Source organism: Hymenobacter glaciei (assembly GCF_039539585.1).
Classification (GTDB): domain Bacteria; phylum Bacteroidota; class Bacteroidia; order Cytophagales; family Hymenobacteraceae; genus Hymenobacter; species Hymenobacter glaciei.
Genome location: NZ_BAABDK010000029.1, coordinates 243,543 through 260,186 on the forward strand (window position 1 = coordinate 243,543; position 16,644 = coordinate 260,186).

A 16,644-nucleotide genomic window follows, 5' to 3' on the forward strand; every position below is an offset into this window, starting at 1 on the left:
TGGAATATGGTCTGAGCAAACTCGCAAAACTATCCAATCAATGGGTTAGAATTTGTAGGCCTTATAGCCTTTGCTGAACTCCTCGACCGGAATGGGCTGATTGGGCACGACGTCGGAGAAATCGAATTTCTCGAATAAGCCTTTGTCGTCGTTCACCTGTACCACGGTAGGCAGGTAGGTTTTGGGGTCGATGCAGACAATGGTGCGGCGGCCGTAGGCATTCGGCACCTGCAGCACTTTGCCGGTCGGGATTTTATCGCCAATAGTGAGGTTGTTGCGTTCGATAATGCGGAACTCGCCGCAGCCGAACCGCTCCGCTACCGAAGCAATGGTCTCGTTGGCACCGGCCTTGTAGGATACGTAGCGGAACTGCGGATAGTCGGAGCGCAGCACGTGGTTGGGACGGCCTTGCACGGTGCTGTCGCCCACGTATTTGAACGAGCGACTGAACGACAGGTCCTGGCGCAGGCCGGTAGTACGGAGCAGGTCGGAAATAGTGCCAAAACCGGCTTGCAGCACCGTGTGGTGCTGGTTGCTGCGCATGAGCTTGGCTTTGGGGTCGAGGTTGAGCGTGACGTAGGGGAAAGCTGCCGGGTTCACCCAGGCGTCGCCGTTGTTCTGGCCTGCCACCCACAGCACCTCCACACCTTTCTGGTTTTTGATATAGATGCGCAGCGGCTTGTAGGCAATTTTCATGATGCTGCGGGCCTGATGAATGGTGCCCTCGACACGCTCCTGAGCCTTCACCGTACAGCGCAGGTACTTTAGTCCCTCAATGGCGGTGCCCATGCGCACGGTGAGCTGCTCGGTGGTGATGGGGGCGGTAGCCGGCGTGGCCGCTACCAGTATTGCGGCCGAAGCCAGCGGTGCCGCCCAGCGCAGGGCCGGACGAAATGAAGCGAAAATCGCAACCATAAAAGAAAGGAAAACCGAAAGGACTGTGGCGAGCGGACAAATGCTGTTGCGCGCTACAATATTAATTCAGGCTGATGTGTGGAAAACGCGAGGCGACCGTGTCGAAAATAAACAGCTCATCAATTTCCACGCCATGCATAAACTGGTAAAGTGGAAACTGCTCAACTACGGCGCGCACAGCCGCTTCGTCGTCGCCGTTAATCGTAACCCAGCCCTTGGTCCGGTCGCTGTTGATGGCATAGGTTTCAACAATTTTTTCGTTTAACAGCCGGTTGATATAATCCCGATGGCGCGGAATCAGCGCAATAAATTCGTCGTCGAACGACTCCGGCAGTTGAATTGAAACGACAAACGTGGGCATAAGTGGCAAGCGGACAGACGGCCCGCGCGTAGCTGGCATCGCAGTAGAAATACACAAGCGCCGGAATGTGTCAGGGCGCGAACTCAGAAGAAAATAAACTGCCCCGCCGGCCAGCGGGGCCAGGCGGGGCAGTAAATATCGGTACCCAGGCGGGTTGGTTTACGAGTGGCCGAGTTCTGCTATGAGTGGTTGCTGGGCATCGCCGGTAGCGGGGCGGGCAGCTGCGTCGGGGCGAGCAGCGCCGGCTACGGCAAGGTGGCGGGTGTCTTCCCACGTCCGGTACTTGGCAATCTCATCCTGAAACTTGCCCAGGAACCAGCTAATCAAGCTCAAGTCATCCAGGAAGCCGAGAACCGGAATAAAATCAGGCACCAAGTCGATAGGCGAAAGCACGTAGAGCAATACAGCAAACCCCGAAATGATGGTGCCAGAAGCCACTTCACGGTAGTCGCCGCTTACGTAGTTGCGCACCAGCCGCACCAACGTGGCGCCAACATCGAAGAGCTGCTTGAATTTATTGTCTTGGCTGTCCTTGCTGGCGAGCTTGTCGGCGGTTTCGTTGAGCAGGGCCACTACCCTGAACGGCTTGCCCAGTAGCTTGGTGGCGCGGCCGATGAAGACGTTGAAGACGGCGTTTTTGGAGAGCTGGAAGCCTTTTTCGGCAAGAGTTGACATAGTGAGTTTTTTCAGGCACTTACGCAAGTCAAAAGCGAAGGTTAGCGGAAAGCTAATCTTGCCCCATCATGAAGAAAGCGCCCGTCTCCTTATTCAGAGAGCCAAACTGGGAGTTCTCGTAGGTGATGCATATCTCCCCTTTGCGGTAGCTAGTGCACCAGCCGAAATAAACGATGGTTGGCCGCTCAACCCGGTATTTCATCAGTTGGGCATCTGTTTGCGGGTCAGTCTTCCAGAGCAGTTTCCCGCTTTTATCAATGGCGCTAATGTTAATGCGCAGGCTGTCGATAATAAATCGAACACCCGTGACGGAGTCAACCAGACTATGGGTTGGTAGCCTGCCCCGGTAGTCAACCAACGTGTCCTGGTGGACTTTCCCGTCAGAGTAGTAGGTGAAAACCCTCGCCTTGCTGTTCTTACTATTGCTTGATTTCATTGCTGCATCAAGGAGCATTAAATGCGCGGTGGAAGGTGCCGAACCACAGTTTGCGCAGGAATACAGCAGTAGCGCGAGGCAAAGCAATGAAAGAGACCTCATAGTAAAAGTGATTAACGCTCGAACAGGGGCGTGGTGCCGCCAACCCAGTCTTTGTCCTTGTTGAAGTCGACGCCAATCATCTCGCCGCGGCTCAGGCGGCTGAGGCCGGTGAGCAGGCGAGGCCGCGCAGCACCGGCCGACCAGATGTAGAGCAGACGGATTTCGCACTTCACCAACCCATCGGGCGACTGCACCACGGGCTCGTATTGCACCTTGCGCTGCAGCAGGTAGTGCTGCTTGTTGGGCAGCGCATCAAGGTCGGCGGCAGTGATGTGCAGGCGTACGCCCGCGCCGGCAAACGAGTACAGGGGTTTGAGAACGTAGTTTTCGAGGTCGGCCGGGTAGGTTTTTAACTCGTTCAGGTAGAAGCTGGGCGGTACAAATGGCCCACTCAGCAGCGGCAGCGTGAATTTGCTGATGCGGAAAAACCAGTTGGGGTGGCCCACCCAGTTCACGTCCACATCGGCATCGGTGAGGTGAAACTCGGTTTCGAGGTCAGGGTAGCGGGCCAGCTCATCGAAAATAATGCGGTTGTAGATGCGCTTGATTCGCACCAGGCGGCCATTTTTCTCATAAAAAAGTTCGCGGCCACGCTTGCGTACCTTGGTCAGACACACCGACTCGATGCCCCAGAGCTGACGCGTGAGGGCAAAATCGACTCGGGTTTTCTGCCGCTCCGGAAACAACTCCAGCAACACCACGTTTTCGGCCAGCTCATCTGCTAGCAGGAACTGGCGCATTTCCTCGCAGTAACTGGCAAAGTCGGTTGTTTCGATAAACGGCGACACCGAATCGGGAATGGGAAAGAAGCGGCCAAACTCCCCCGGCAGCCAACTCTGGAAGGCATAGAGCGAAGGGAACCCCTGCATCTCAATCAGCTGGGGCTCGAGCTCGCCGTCGGCATCGCGGCATACCGCAAAGTCAAAAGTCAGGAACTCGGGGCGGCCTTCGTTGCCGGGCACGCGCTGGTGCGCGGGTATGGCAGCTTCGGTACGGGCCAGGAAGTCGGGCTGCTCAACAACGTCGATGATGCTCTCGCCGGCTGCAACCAGCTTATCGCGCAACCCAGCCGGGACAAAAACCGGCGACTCGGCCACCCGAAAATCGAGTTGGTTGGGCAGCTGGCGGTCGATGTCGGCCAGCATTTCCTGGTAACGGGCGGGCGAGAAGGCGGCGTTGTAGTGGCGGCGGGGTTCCGAAATCATAGGAAAGGAGCAGAGGCGGGGCTACGCGAGCGCAGCCGCGGGGACCAGACGGGCCAGCGCCCGTCGCAAAAACGTAGGCAGAATAATAGATTCGGTGTATTCGATGGTGCCCTGGTCAGCCAGCAGGCGCACCATTTCACCGTATTTGGCCTCGCCATAGGCCGTGATGACCTGCTGCTTGCGTTCCTCGGTTAGCATGTAGCGCAGCATGCCTTCGCCATCGGCTTCGGGGTGAAACTGCGTGCCCAGGATTTCGGGCGTGAAGCGAATGGCCATGATGGCCCGCGCCAGGGGCACGTGTGGGCGCTCTTTTTCGAGACAAAGCACCTTGCCACCCAGTTGCGCCAAGCGCTCGGTGTGCAGCTCGGTAAGCTGGTAGTCGCGCGAGTCGACGGCGTAAAACGGCTCGGGCAGCCCCGCAAACACCGGCTCAGCTTCGCCCGCAGCGGTGAGGTGCACCGGCAGCACTCCAAAGGAAGTTGATTTGCGCTTGCCAACTTCGCCCAGCCCCAGGTGCCGGCTAACCAACTGGAAGGAGTGGCAAATCAGGAGCAGGTGCTTTTTTACGGGCTGGTTGTGGTTGTGCAGCAGCAGCGCGTCGATGAAGGCGAAGTAGCGGGCTTCCCAAGGCTCATCGGACTCTAGCGGGCTGCCCGGGCCGCCAGATGAAATGTAGGCATCGTAGTCGAGGCCCGGCAATTGGTTTTCGGCCCGCACATTAAAAGTGTCGACCTGGAATTCTGCTCCTAACTCCGTGGCGCTGCGTTGCAGCAACTGCCGGATGCAGCGCATGCCTTCGTTGGCCACGTTATTATACATATCCAGGATAGCAATTCGAATCGGCTTTGTCATAATCAATCAATAAATGCTTCGGTATAGCGGTCAATAAAACAGACTCGCGCCTCACCGAAAAGAAGCAACGCCCACCGGAAGGCGGGCGTTGGCAGGTCAAAGTTAAGGCTGATGGCCCAGATTTACAGGCCGTGAGCGGTTTCTTGCAGGATGAAATCGACTACGCGGTGCAGGTCGCCGGTTTCGCGGAACACCTGGAGCTGACGGTCGGCACCGGTGCCCATTTCCATCATTTTTAATACGTATTCCACTTCATGTCGGCTGCCCAACTCATCTACTACGTCGTCAATAAAATCGAGTAATTCCAAGATGAGCTGGCGGGTGGGTACTTCTTCCTGCTTGCCAAAATCAATCATGCGGCCGTCGATGCCGTAGCGGGCGGCGCGCCACTTGTTCTCCTTCACCAGGGCGCTGCGGTAGATGCGGAAATTGAGGTTCTGCATCTTCAGCTTATAGATTTTGGCTACCAGCGCCTGCATAATGGCGGCCACGCAAATAGTTTCGTCGGCGCGCAGCATCATGTCGCAGATGCGGTATTCGATGGTATCGAAGAAGGGGTGCAGGCGTAAATCCCACCAAATCTTCTTACCGTTGTCGATGCAGCCGGTTTTAATAAGCAGGGCAATAAACTCGTCATAGTCGCTGGCGCTGTGGAAGAAGCCTGGGATACCCGTGCGCGGAAAACGCTCGAATACCTTGGTGCGAAACGATTTATAGCCCGTTTCGCGGCCTTCCCAGAACGGTGAGTTGGTGCTGAGCGCGAACAAATGCGGCAGAAAATACCGCAGCGTGTTCATCATATACACGCCCATTTCGCGGTTTTCGATGCCGATGTGCACATGCATTCCAAACACAAGGTTGGAGCGGGCAGCCTCCTGCAATTCTTCTACAATCTTGTCATAGCGGGCATCGGGGGTGATGGGCTGTTCCTGCCAGCGCGAAAAGGGGTGTGTACCAGCCGCGCCAATTTTCAGGCCCTGCTGGTCGGCCAGTTCCATCACGTGGCGGCGCAGCATGAGCACCTGGCCGCGCGCTTCGGTGATGTTGTGGCAAATGGTGGTACCCACTTCTACCACGGCCTGGTGCATTTCAGCCTTTACCTGCTCATGCAGGGTTATCTGGCCGCCCTCCACAATCTGCGACAGGTGCGAACGCAGCTCCCGGGTGGTAGGGTCAATGGTCTGGAACTCTTCCTCAATACCAAGGGTGAACTTTGGGAGCGACATATACAGCGGGAGCTAAACCCGCCCGGCTATGAAAGTAGCCGGGCAGGCAATGAGGTAGAAAATGCGCCTCGGCTAGGCTATTCAGCCTTTTTAGCCGGTTTTTTGGGTGCCGCCGCAGCTTTGGCCGGGGCCTTGGCTGCTGCTGGCGCTTTGGCCGCTACTGCTTTGGGTGCAGCCGGTTTGGTAGCTACTGCCGTCGCGGCCCGGGCGGCTGTGGGGTGCACGAAAGTGCCCCAGGTAAGGTTGTCCTGGCCGGGCTTTTGGGCTTTGGCACGGGCAATGGCCAGGTTAGCGGCAGCTTCGACCACCCACTCAAAATTTTGCTGGCCCACCGAGTTCACGTCGGCGTCGGGAGCAGGGTTGCCGAAGTCGATGGCCAGCGGAATGCCGTCGCGGACGGCAAACTCTACGGTATTGAAGTCATAGCCAAGGCCGTGGTTCAGCTTGAGCACGTAGTCTTTCATGGTGGCCAGCAGCTTCCTGCCGGCCTCGCCCGTCGTTTTCATCTCGGTGGCGTAGCGCAGGTGCGGTTCGTTGCGGGGTTCGTAGGGCATGATGAGCACGTCTTTGCCACCGATGCAATAGCAGCGAAAGTAATCCGTGAATTCCACCGATTCCTGGAATAGCATTACCAACTGGCCGGTCTCGTCGTAGGCCCGAAAAAAGTCTTCGGGGCCGTGCAGCTTGTACACGCTTTTCCAACCACCACCCGAGTGGGGTTTCATGTAGGCCGGGAACCCGATGTGCTGGAAGGCCGCGTCCCAGTCCATCATGTTCAGGTTGCGGAAACTGCGCTCGCTGGTGTCGGTGGGGCGCTCTTTGCTGGGCAGGAGCAAGGTTTTGGGCACCGGCACGCCCAGGCGCACGGCCAGGGCATTGTTGAAGAACTTCTCATCGGCCGACCACCAGAAGGGGTTATTGATTACGGCTGTTCCCATCAGGGCGGCGTTTTTCAGGTAGGCGCGGTAAAAGGGCACGTCCTGCGAAATCCGGTCGATGATAACGGCGTAGTCGGTGGCGACGTGCTGTTCCACTTGGTCGATTTGCACGAACTCAGCCCGGATGTCGGCAGGCGCTTTTTCATTCACGCGGTCGACGAAAGCCTGGGGGAAGGTGTTTTCCTGCCCGAAGAGGATGCCAATTTTTTTCATGCGAAAGGGTATTTTGGTTGTTAGTAATTCGGTGGTAGTTGACAGAAGTTCGGTGGAGCAGTATGGACTAACAACCGACATCGAACCCCCGACAGCTAGATGGAGCTTAGATACTCCGGAAACATTTCGCGCCACACTGGCCAGTCGTGGCTGCCGTGAGGCTTGACATCGAGCCGGTATTGGATACCTTTTTCGCTCAGGATGCGGGCCATGTCGTAGTTAGCGGCTTTGCAGAAGTCGTGCTCAGCCGTGCCTAGGATGATGTTCATCCACTGGAAATGCTCGCTGTGCGCGCCAGGAGCGTATTCGGGCGGGTTGTTGAAATAGACGTTGTCGTCGTGGTAGCCGTCCACGAACTGGCGAATGTCGAAAGCCGCCCCCATCGTGAACAGGTGCGCGACCTGGTCGGGGTGGCGAAACGCGAAGTTGAGCGCGTGAAAGCCACCGAAGCTGCACCCGGCCACCGCAATTTTATCCACGTAGCATTCCTGTTGCAGCATGGGCACCAGCTCCTCGCTCAAAAACCGGTCGTAGAACACGTGGTTCTGCACCCGAATACGCGGTTCGAGGTGCTTGGCGTACCACGAGTGTTTATCAATACTATCGATGCAGAAGAGTTTTACGCGGCCCGCCTCGACCAGCGGGCGGACTGCCTCGATGAGGTTGAAGTCGCGGGCTTCGTATTCGCGGCCACCCGAAGTGGGAAAGATGACCACCGGGTAGCCCCAGGTTCCAAATACCAGCATGTCAATGTCCTGGCCCAAATGATGCGAGTAGAAGCGGCGATGTTGTTCCTGCACGAGAGCTGGGGTTAAGGAGGAGCTTACCACCACCCCTGTGGCGGCGTGGCAAACTAGTCAAGAAAAAACGGACCCGTGATAACGGCTTCGTTAATATTCCTAAGCAAGTACGAACTCCGCCCGCCTGCGTTACTTTGTTCGATGCTAGCTGACCACATTCCGTCCACTGCTCAGCCTGTCGGCACCCGCTTGTGCCGAGAAGTGCTGCCTTCTGTCTCCCTGGGGCGCGAAGTAGAGCTGAGCATCCTGCTGCCACCCGGCCCCGTCGGTTCCGGCCCCTTGCCGGTGCTTTACCTCAACGACGGGCAGGACCTGGAGCGCCTGCACCTGCAAGCCACGCTCGATATGTTGTATGCCAGCGGGGCCCTGCAGCCTTTTGTAGTAGTTGCGCCGCATGCCAACGAGCAACGCGTGCAAGAGTACGGCACGGCCGGACACCCCGATTTTAATGGTCGCGGTAGCTTGGCAGATGCGTATACCGAATTTGTCATCAGCGAGCTGCTGCCCTTTGCCCAGGCTCGGTACCACGCTTCGGCGGACCCAGCCTTGGCTGTGATGGCTGGTTTCTCGCTCGGGGGCTTGTCGGCGGTTGACATGGTATGGCACTACCCGGAAGTTTTTGCCCGCGCCGGGGCCTTTTCGGGCTCGTTCTGGTGGCGGCAGCGGGCCGTGGAGGCCGGCTATACCCCCGCCGACCGCATCATGCACGGCCTTGTGCGGGCCCGCCGGGTCCACGCCAGCCACCGCTTCTGGCTGCAAAGCGGCACCCTCGACGAACGCAGCGACCGCAATGAAAACGGCGTTATCGACTCCATTGAAGACTGCCTCGATTTAATTGAAGAACTCATTCGCAGCGGCCTCGACCCGCAACGCGCGCTGCGCTACGTGCAGGTAGAGGGCGGCCACCATCACCCCGATACCTGGGGGCGCGTGATGCCGGACTTTTTGTGCTGGGCCTTTGGGAAGGAGGGAGGCGCGGGCCGCCAGCTGGCTCCGCTGCCTGTGGTGCGCCTGCAACTGGACCCGCATCTGGCGCCCGAAATTCTGCTGCCCACCGCCTCGGCTCCGGCCCGGGTAGTGCCGCTGGTGCTGCCGCCCAACGAAAATTATGTTCCTCAAGTTGCAGCAGCTACTGCCTTTTCTCCCACTTCATTTCGCCAACCTATGACCCTCACTCGTCCCGCTGAAGGCGATTACCTGCCCTACGCCCTGGGCTACATCAACCAGATTCCTGCTAACCAGGACCCGCGCGAGGCCCTGCGCAGCCAGCCGCAGGAAATCCACGCCGTATTTGCCAGCCTGAATGAGGAGCAGACTGAAAAGCCTTACGCTGATGGCAAATGGAGCTTAAAGGAGATGCTACTGCATCAGATTGATAGTGAGCGCATATTCGCCTATCGTGCCCTGCGCTTTGCCCGGGGCGATAGCCAGGATTTGCACGGATTCGAACAGGATGATTACGTGGCCCACAGCAACGCTAACGCCCGCTCCGTGGCCAATCTGTTGGCTGAGTACGATGCTGTGCGGGCCGCAACCTTGGCTTTATTCGACAGCTTTACCGAGGAGCAGCTAGGCCGGCGTGGCACTGCAAATGGCGGCCCGGCTACGGTGCGGGCATTGCTCTACATCATTCCCGGCCACGAGCGCCACCACCTCAACATCATCCGCGAGCGGTATCTGCCCATTTTGTAAGCATTTTCGCTAAAGTATCTACCTTCGCCCGTCACAACACGCCGGCACAGCCGTGCGTTGAAATCCTCGACACCTATTCCCTCACCATAACAGCTTTTCACTCATGGCCAAAGCACAGGATGCCCGCAAAGAAAAAAAGAAAGAACCTGTTAAGACTACCAAAGAAAAAAAGGCGGAGAAAGACGAGAAGAAAGTAGCCCGCGCCCGCAAGCAGGAATAGTTCCGGTTTCACCTAAAGGAAATGCCTTCGCAGTTTTAAAACTGCGAAGGCATTTCCTTTTTATAAACTTATTCAAATGAGAATAAAGCTTCGTGAGGAGGAGATAGAAAACTTGCTCTCCAGTTTGTGTCTGAAATTAGGATTTTGTTTGCCGTCGCCATTGATAAAGCGAATTGTAAACAACCCACCGTCAGATGTCGATAGATTTGTTGATGTAGTATATAGAGGCGAGGGGCTTGACCCTAACCTGAAAACTTCCCTTTATTGTCAGGTACACATAATGGTAGCCGAAGCGTTTGAGCGGCACCAGCAATGAACTGTAGTTAGAGGGTGTAATAAACTTCCTTTTCTTTGTCATGGTGGCGGATGTAACCGTGTAGCACCAGCTTAATCAGGGTTTGGTAGGCGCGGCGCTTGCCGAAATTCACCAGCTTCATGTACTGGGCCAGCGTAATGCGCGGGTGCGATTTGAGGTAGTCGATAACCGCCAACTCCTGCTTGTTGAGAGGGATTGTCTCGAAGCGTGACTCGGGCTGCTGGCGTTCCAGCAGCTTCTCGGTGAGCCCGCTGGTTTGCACACTGGCATCGCGCACGCGCACGTAACCGCGCCAGTCGTCGGGCCCCACGAGGGCGCGGTGGGGTTTGTGCTCACTCTCCGGTACGGTGACGATAATGACGGTGCGGCCGGCTTCGTCCTCTACCTCGCGGAAGCGGAGGTCCGTCAGCGGCGGCTCGATGTAGTGGGCGGCCGCGTCGCGCAACACAAAAAGTTCTTCCTCTGCGTCGCGCACTCCCAGCACCCGACCGGCATCGTCGACGCCCACCAGTACCCGCCCGCCGCGGGTGTTAGCCAGCGAAACCAGCGTGCGCGAAATGCGATGCGGATGCGTGGTTTTCTGTTTGAACTCCAACTCCTCGCCTTCGCCCCGTGCAATCAGCTCGTGTAAATCCATGTCGTATTATACGAAAACGGGACATAAAAAATGCCGCTTCTGACGAACAGAAGCGGCATTTCTAGCAGTTACAGTCTAAAGCTACTGCGGCAAACGCTGGGCCTTAGAAGGGCAGGTCGTTGTCGTCGTCGCTGGCGATAGGAGCAGCCGAAGGCTGAGCGCGCAGCGTGGGGTTCTGGTTTTGAGCAGCAGGGCGGGGAGCCGCTTGCTGCTGGCCACCGCCACCACCGCCGTAGTTGCCAGCACTAGCAGCCTCGATTTTCCAGGCTTCCAAGTTGGTGAAGTACAGCATCTGGCCGTTTTTGTTGAAGCCGCGGCCGCGGAGGTTGAAGGTCACCTTCACTTCATCGCCCATTTTGAAAGGGTCGATGAGGCTGGTTTTGTCCTGAACCATCTGAAACTTAATATGCTCGGGATACTGGCCGTCCTGGACTTCCAGCACGAACTCGCGCTTGCGAAACTTCTCGCTTACCTGCTGTTCGTCAAATATTTCGTGCAGCCGGCCGGTTACGTCGTATGCCATGATAATGGGGTGTTTTTGTATGTGTAGACTTGAACATCAAACCTACGAAAAAAAACGCAAGCGGCCCCGCCGCCGTTCCCTCCGGCTACCTTTGCAGGTACATTTTCCTGGCTTTTTTACTCCTTATATATATGTACGCCCTCGCCCTCCACGGCGGTGCCGGCACCATTGCCCGCGCTTCCCTCTCGCCCGCCGATGAGCAGCAGTACCGCACCGCCCTCGAGGCTGCCCTCACCATTGGCCACGACCTGCTGCGCGATGGGGCCGCCGCCCTCGATGCCGTGGAAGCCACCGTGCGCAGCCTCGAAGACTGCCCCCTCTTCAATGCCGGCCGCGGAGCTGTGTTCACCCACGAGGGCCACCACGAGATGGATGCGGCCCTGATGAGCGGCCACAACAAGCTGGCCGGGGCTGTAACCGGCGTGCGCAAGGTGCAAAACCCCATTCGCGCGGCGCGGCTGGTGATGGAGAAAACCGAGCACGTCCTGCTGGGCTATCCTGGGGCCGACGAACTGGCGCTCGAATATGGCCTGCCGCTGCAGCCAACCGAATATTTTTTCACCCAGCACCGCTATAATCAATTGCAGGAAGCCCTGCGCGAAGGTCGCATGCGCCTCGACCATAGCCAGGCCCGCCCCGTGCCGGAGGCCCCACTCAGCGAACCCGACACTTTCACTGGCGTCGCAGACCCCAACTGGAAGAAAGGTACGGTTGGCGCTGTAGCCCGCGACCTGCACGGCCACCTGGCCGCCGCCACCAGCACCGGCGGCATGACCAACAAACGCTACTCGCGCATCGGCGACACACCGCTCATCGGGGCCGGCACCTGGGCCGATGCGCGTTGTGCCATTAGCTGCACCGGCAACGGCGAGTATTTCATCCGAGCAGTGGCGGCTTATGATATCGCTTGCCTGATGGAATACAAGGGGCTGAGCCTGGAAGAAGCTGCCCGCATTGTGGTGCAGGATAAGCTTGCGCCGGTGGGCGGCGAGGGCGGCCTCATTGCCATCGACGCGGCCGGCAACGTCACGCTGCCCTTCAACTCGGATGGCATGTACCGCGCCAGCCGCCGCGAAGGAGGGGAGGCGATGGTAGCTATATATAAGGAGTAGACTTGCCTCTCGGATAGAAAGTAGCCAAACCAGAACGTCATGCTGAGCGCAGTCGAAGCATCTCTACCGCAGCAGTAATCAATTTTACTATTGCAGTAGAGATGCTTCGACTTCGCTCAGCATGACGTCCTTGGTATAGGGAAAGGAGATGCCGCCTACCAAGTGTAGTGCACCAGCGGCCGGATTTTACGGTCGTAAACTTCTCGCACGGCCTGCATTTGCTCGGTTGAAAGCGCCGGTAAGTCTGCCGCCTTCAGGTTCGCTAGAATCTGCTCGGGGCTGGAGGCCCCGGGGATAACGCAGCTCACTTCGTCAAACATCAGAATCCAGCGCAGAGCCTGGGCGGCCAGCGGGGCCTGGTTGCCGAGCACTGCCTGCAGTTCGGCCACTGCTTCGAGGCCGGTATTGTAGTCGACTCCCGCGAATGTCTCGCCTTTGTCGAAAGCTTCGCCGTGGCGGTTAAAGGCGCGGTGGTCGTCGGGAGCGAAGTGGGTTTGGGGCGAGAATTTGCCCGTGAGCAGGCCGCTGGCCAAGGGCACCCGCACAATTAGGCCGATGTCGCGCCGGGCGGCTTCTTTGAAAAACAGCTCGAGTGGGCGCTGCCGAAACATGTTGAAGATGACTTGCACGGTGGTGACGTTGGGGAATTCGATGGCTTTCAGACCTTCCTCCACTTTCTCGATGCTCACGCCGAGGTTCAGGATTTTGCCCTCCTCGCGCAGCCGGTCGAACAGTTCGAAAATTTCGGGTCGGTAGTACACGTCGGTCGGCGGGCAGTGCAGCTGCACGAGGTCGAGGGTTTCGAGCTGCATGTTGCGCAGGCTGTCTTCTACAAACTGGCGCAGGGCAGCGGGCTGGTAGGCATCGGCGGTGTGGGGCTGCAGGCGGCGGCCGCACTTAGTGGCCACAAAAATTCGCTCGGAGCGCGAGCGTACCAGCCGGCCCACGGCTTTTTCGCTCTCGCCGTCGCCATACACATCGGCTGTGTCGATGAAATTGATGCCGGCATCGACGGCGGCGTTCAGAATCTGGTCGGCATTGGCGTGGCTAAATGGCTCGCCCCAACGGCCGCCCACCTGCCAGGTGCCAAGGCTGATTTCAGAAATGGAGAAGCCGGTTTTGCCAAGTTTGCGGTAGTTCATGGAGCTGGAATGGAATTGGAAGAAGGGAGAAAATAGTTGCCTCGCTGGTCTCGTGAGTCACAAGCAGCTAAAAAGCGTACGGAAAAACGGAACTATAGAACCAAAAGCCCGCTCATTTACGCAATGAGCGGGCTTCGAAAAGTAAAGATGCTAGCCTGTCTTATTTAACCGCCGGAATGTCGATAACTACGCTGGGAGTTACGGCCGGCGCTAGCACGTCTTTGCTCGGGTAAAATTTCCGTTCGCGCATATCATACACGTTGCCCTTAGCCAGCACGTGCATCGTCACGTTTTCAATAGAAAGCACAGTGCCTTTCTTGGCCGCGGCCGCGTTGTTGTGCTGAATATTGTGGCCATCGAGAATGATAACCAGGTTAGAACCAATGGTTTCAACCAGGTTGCCCTCCGTGATGAGCACGCCGGTATCTTCGCCCAGACCGATGCCGATGAGCTTGGGATGCAGTGCAACCGACTCGATGAGTCGGCCAAACCGGCCACGTTTCACGAAGTGCGAGTCGATGATGGCGGCGGACAGCAGGCCCAGGCCAGTGCCCATCTTCACCGCGCCTTTTAGCAACGCGTCGGGTACCGAGCCGCCCCGAATCATGTGCTGCGACATAGCCATGGCCCCGGCACTCGTGCCGGCAATCACGAAGTTGGGCTCGGCATAGTAGCGCTGCATCATGCGGTCGAGAAAGTCGGTTTCGCCGAACATCTCGCGTAGGCGCGATTGATTACCGCCTGAAAACATGACCACGTCGGCGGCGAGCAGGCGTTCCAGATACTCGGGCTGCCGGGCATCTTCGGGCGTGCGAATGTCCATGATGCCAACTTTGAGGCAGTTGAGCATGGCAAACGAGCCCGTGTATATTGGGCCGACCTCGGCTGGAATCATCGAAGCCGTGGTTATGACTTCGATTTGCGGGTCGAGCTTGCCAGTTTCAAGCACAATGCGCTTAAGAATGCCCAGCTCGAAAAAGTTGAGGTAATACTTGCGGCGGGTCTTGGGATTAGGGTACGTACCCTTGTCCTCGTTGCCGCCCACGGCGATGAGCTTGCCAAGTGGGGTGATGGTTTTCAACGGAAAGCGAATTTGACGGAGTGATGCAAAACGATTTGGCCCAGCGCGGCGGCCGGGTGGGAGCAAAGCCCGGGGCAAAGTTCGGGCCGGATGCGTAAACTATTGGCGAGCGGGCGGCGCAGCCAGTACCGCATCGAGTGTGCCGGTTGCTACCGAGTGGTAGTTGGGTCGGGCTTCCTGATAAATTGCGCGGGCCCGGGCCGGGCCATTGGGCCTAGCCAGCAACGACTGGTACAGTGGCACCAGAAATTTCCGTCGCCCCACGTGCCGCAGAAAATTTTCCACTGCAGCGTCGGCTGGGACGTAGCCCGTTCGCAGGGTATGCGGAAACCAGGCAGTAAGAATTTCGGCGTTGCCAGAATTCGTGAAGCCGAACGCCGCGTCGAGTTCAGCCAACTTTTCGGTCGAGAGCCTAGCAGGCAGCCCGTGCAGAAAGTACACCCATTCGTGGCTGCTCCATTCGGCTGTGGCCAGCAGGAGGGACGCGGCCGACGCGCCACTTGCGAGTTGGCTGAGGACTTGGTCGACGGCCACGAACCGGCTCGACGTTGCCGTTGAGGTGTTGGGTGGCAGCCCGGGCCCGTGTACCCAGGCAGCCAGGTTCAGCCGGGCTTCGAGGCCGGACTCCTGGTCCAGCAGCTCGGCCCGGAGGTAGTGCAGGAAGGTAGCCGTGTCCATGGCCTGAAAGCTGAACCGCGCGAAGTACTCCTTAATAAAGGTGTCGAGTTTGGGCCGGCCAACAAGCGACTCCAGTGTGAGAAGCAGGGCGCAGCCTTTCTCGTAGGCAATCTCGGTGAGGCCCTCGTCGGGGTCGCGTCCGGCTAGGTTAAGGTGCAGGTGGGTGTCGGGGCTGGTGGCACCAATCTCTGCGATGGTGTGGCGCAAGGCAGTATCTCCTAATACCTGCAGCATATCGGCGTATTCACGACCATACAAATGTTCCATGATGCGCCGCTCGAAATACACGGTAAATCCCTCGTTTAACCAGAAGTCATCCCACGTTGCATTTGTAACCAGGTTGCCCGACCAGGAATGGGCGAGCTCGTGTGCTACTAAACTGGTCAAACTGCGGTCACCAGCCAGGATAGTCGGTGTTACAAATGTTAATCTTGGGTTTTCCATACCACCAAAGGGGAAGGAGGGAGGTAGTACCAGCAAATCGTAGCGCTCCCAGCGGTAAGGTCCGTAGAGCTCTTCGGCCGCTGCTACCATTTTTTCGAGGTCGGCAAATTCGTGCGTGGCAACTGGCAGGGTGGCCGGCTCGGCATAGATTCCGGTGCGCCCACTGAGCGGCGCGAAGGCGAGGTCGCCCACAGCCAGGGCCATCAGGTATGCCGGAATGGGTTGGGCCATGCGGAAGTGGTACTCGCCGCTTGGACTGAGTTGCTGCGGGTTTTCGGCACTCATCAGGGCCAGTAGATGGGCCGGTACGCGCACCGTGGCTTCGTAGGTGAATCGGATGCCCGGCGAGTCCTGGCACGGCAGCCAGGTACGCGCCAGAATAGCCTGCGATTGTGTGAACAGGAAGGGCTGGGTGCCGGCCGTCTGCGCTGGGGCCAGCCACTGCAGCGCCGCCGCGGTAGGCTCCGTCTGGTAAGCAATGCGCACGGCCACGGCTCCGGCCGGCAAGGTTATGCGCAGAGCTTGGCCCAACACGTCATCGGCGGTTTCCAGCATGAAGACGGTGGGAGTGGTCCGGCTGGCTGCATCCAGCGCCTCCACTGTTTCGATGGTGAGGCCGCGGGTATCGAGCACCAGTTCGGTGTTGGAATCTTGATTGACCAACTGCCAGGTAGCAGTACCCGCCAGCTTCTGCTGGTCGAAATCAACGGTAAGGTATAAGGCCAGATGCCGGACCCGTACCGGGCTGCGGCTGGCGTAGCTGTGTGGGTCGATTGGTTGAGTGGTGAGAGCAGCAGGGGTGGGCATGCGGAAATGTTTTAGCGAAAGGAAGTGAGCGTACAGACCGGCTTGCGAGCAAGTGTCGAACTGATGGTTCCAAAATTTTTGGAAGGGAGCTACGAGTGCCCAACTGCCCGCCCGGCGAGGTATTGGTGGCAGTACATGCAGCTATCATAAAGGAATCCATACGGAACTGGCACGATTCCGGCGGAGTGGGCACCGCCAATGCTGCGTAATGGCGTACTTTGCGGCCACACTGCCTTGGGCAGCCCGGCGCAACCCCGCCCGCGGCTTGG

16 protein-coding genes are annotated in these 16,644 nt (G+C 58.1%); 2 read left to right on the forward strand and 14 right to left on the reverse strand.

The window, feature by feature from the left end:
* Positions 1 to 45 precede the first annotated feature (45 nt).
* The 9 genes from ABD837_RS18790 to ABD837_RS18830 form a co-directional block, all read right to left on the reverse strand.
* The gene (locus ABD837_RS18790; RefSeq protein WP_345057555.1) at positions 46 to 915 is read right to left on the reverse strand and encodes a DUF1571 domain-containing protein; all 870 of its coding nucleotides are present in this window, start codon (positions 913 to 915) and stop codon (positions 46 to 48) included.
* 61 nt (positions 916 to 976) lie between these two features.
* The gene (locus ABD837_RS18795) at positions 977 to 1,276 is read right to left on the reverse strand and encodes a hypothetical protein (RefSeq protein WP_345057557.1); all 300 of its coding nucleotides are present in this window, start codon (positions 1,274 to 1,276) and stop codon (positions 977 to 979) included.
* Positions 1,277 to 1,435: 159 nt separating this feature from the next.
* Positions 1,436 to 1,951, reverse strand: coding sequence for a YkvA family protein (locus ABD837_RS18800; protein ID WP_345057559.1), 516 nt, complete (start codon positions 1,949 to 1,951; stop codon positions 1,436 to 1,438).
* A gap of 52 nt (positions 1,952 to 2,003) precedes the next feature.
* Positions 2,004 to 2,405: a hypothetical protein gene (locus ABD837_RS18805; protein ID WP_345057561.1), complete on the reverse strand. Its 402-nt coding sequence runs from the start codon at positions 2,403 to 2,405 to the stop codon at positions 2,004 to 2,006.
* A gap of 95 nt (positions 2,406 to 2,500) precedes the next feature.
* Entirely contained in the window at positions 2,501 to 3,694 is a 1,194-nt protein-coding gene (locus ABD837_RS18810) for a hypothetical protein (RefSeq protein ID WP_345057563.1), read from the reverse strand.
* Positions 3,695 to 3,715: 21 nt separating this feature from the next.
* The gene (locus ABD837_RS18815) at positions 3,716 to 4,546 is read right to left on the reverse strand and encodes a type 1 glutamine amidotransferase (protein WP_345057565.1); all 831 of its coding nucleotides are present in this window, start codon (positions 4,544 to 4,546) and stop codon (positions 3,716 to 3,718) included.
* Between the two features lie 122 nt (positions 4,547 to 4,668).
* Positions 4,669 to 5,772 (reverse strand): carboxylate-amine ligase, encoded by a 1,104-nt coding sequence (locus tag ABD837_RS18820; RefSeq protein ID WP_345057567.1) that lies wholly within the window; start codon positions 5,770 to 5,772, stop codon positions 4,669 to 4,671.
* A 77-nt stretch (positions 5,773 to 5,849) separates the two neighbouring features.
* A complete protein-coding gene (locus ABD837_RS18825; RefSeq protein ID WP_345057569.1) occupies positions 5,850 to 6,923 on the reverse strand; it encodes an ATP-grasp domain-containing protein in 1,074 nt (357 codons plus the stop codon).
* A 95-nt stretch (positions 6,924 to 7,018) separates the two neighbouring features.
* Complete coding sequence (locus tag ABD837_RS18830; RefSeq protein WP_345057571.1) at positions 7,019 to 7,723, reverse strand: alpha/beta fold hydrolase; 705 nt, start codon at positions 7,721 to 7,723, stop codon at positions 7,019 to 7,021.
* 141 nt (positions 7,724 to 7,864) lie between these two features.
* Between ABD837_RS18830 and ABD837_RS18835 the strand changes: the two genes are divergently transcribed.
* Positions 7,865 to 9,415 carry an alpha/beta hydrolase-fold protein gene (locus ABD837_RS18835; protein WP_345057573.1) on the forward strand — a complete coding sequence of 517 codons (1,551 nt, stop codon included), beginning with the start codon at positions 7,865 to 7,867 and terminating at the stop codon, positions 9,413 to 9,415.
* 543 nt (positions 9,416 to 9,958) lie between these two features.
* Here the strand turns inward: ABD837_RS18835 and ABD837_RS18840 are convergent.
* The gene (locus ABD837_RS18840) at positions 9,959 to 10,588 is read right to left on the reverse strand and encodes an AlbA family DNA-binding domain-containing protein (RefSeq protein WP_345057575.1); all 630 of its coding nucleotides are present in this window, start codon (positions 10,586 to 10,588) and stop codon (positions 9,959 to 9,961) included.
* 103 nt (positions 10,589 to 10,691) lie between these two features.
* The gene (locus ABD837_RS18845; RefSeq protein WP_345057577.1) at positions 10,692 to 11,111 is read right to left on the reverse strand and encodes a DUF3127 domain-containing protein; all 420 of its coding nucleotides are present in this window, start codon (positions 11,109 to 11,111) and stop codon (positions 10,692 to 10,694) included.
* A 131-nt stretch (positions 11,112 to 11,242) separates the two neighbouring features.
* On the opposite strand from ABD837_RS18845, the gene ABD837_RS18850 reads away from it, so the two are divergent.
* Positions 11,243 to 12,223 carry an isoaspartyl peptidase/L-asparaginase family protein gene (locus ABD837_RS18850; protein ID WP_345057578.1) on the forward strand — a complete coding sequence of 327 codons (981 nt, stop codon included), beginning with the start codon at positions 11,243 to 11,245 and terminating at the stop codon, positions 12,221 to 12,223.
* A 155-nt stretch (positions 12,224 to 12,378) separates the two neighbouring features.
* On the opposite strand, the gene ABD837_RS18855 is transcribed toward ABD837_RS18850, so the two are convergent.
* The 3 genes from ABD837_RS18855 to ABD837_RS18865 all read right to left on the reverse strand — a co-directional run bounded on the left by ABD837_RS18855 (position 12,379) and on the right by ABD837_RS18865 (position 16,375).
* A complete protein-coding gene (locus ABD837_RS18855) occupies positions 12,379 to 13,365 on the reverse strand; it encodes an aldo/keto reductase (protein ID WP_345057579.1) in 987 nt (328 codons plus the stop codon).
* Positions 13,366 to 13,525: 160 nt separating this feature from the next.
* Complete coding sequence (locus tag ABD837_RS18860; RefSeq protein WP_345057581.1) at positions 13,526 to 14,446, reverse strand: cyanophycinase; 921 nt, start codon at positions 14,444 to 14,446, stop codon at positions 13,526 to 13,528.
* 99 nt (positions 14,447 to 14,545) lie between these two features.
* On the reverse strand, positions 14,546 to 16,375 hold the full coding sequence (locus ABD837_RS18865; RefSeq protein WP_345057583.1) for a M1 family metallopeptidase: 1,830 nt from the start codon (positions 16,373 to 16,375) through the stop codon (positions 14,546 to 14,548).
* Between the last annotated feature and the right edge of the window lie 269 nt (positions 16,376 to 16,644).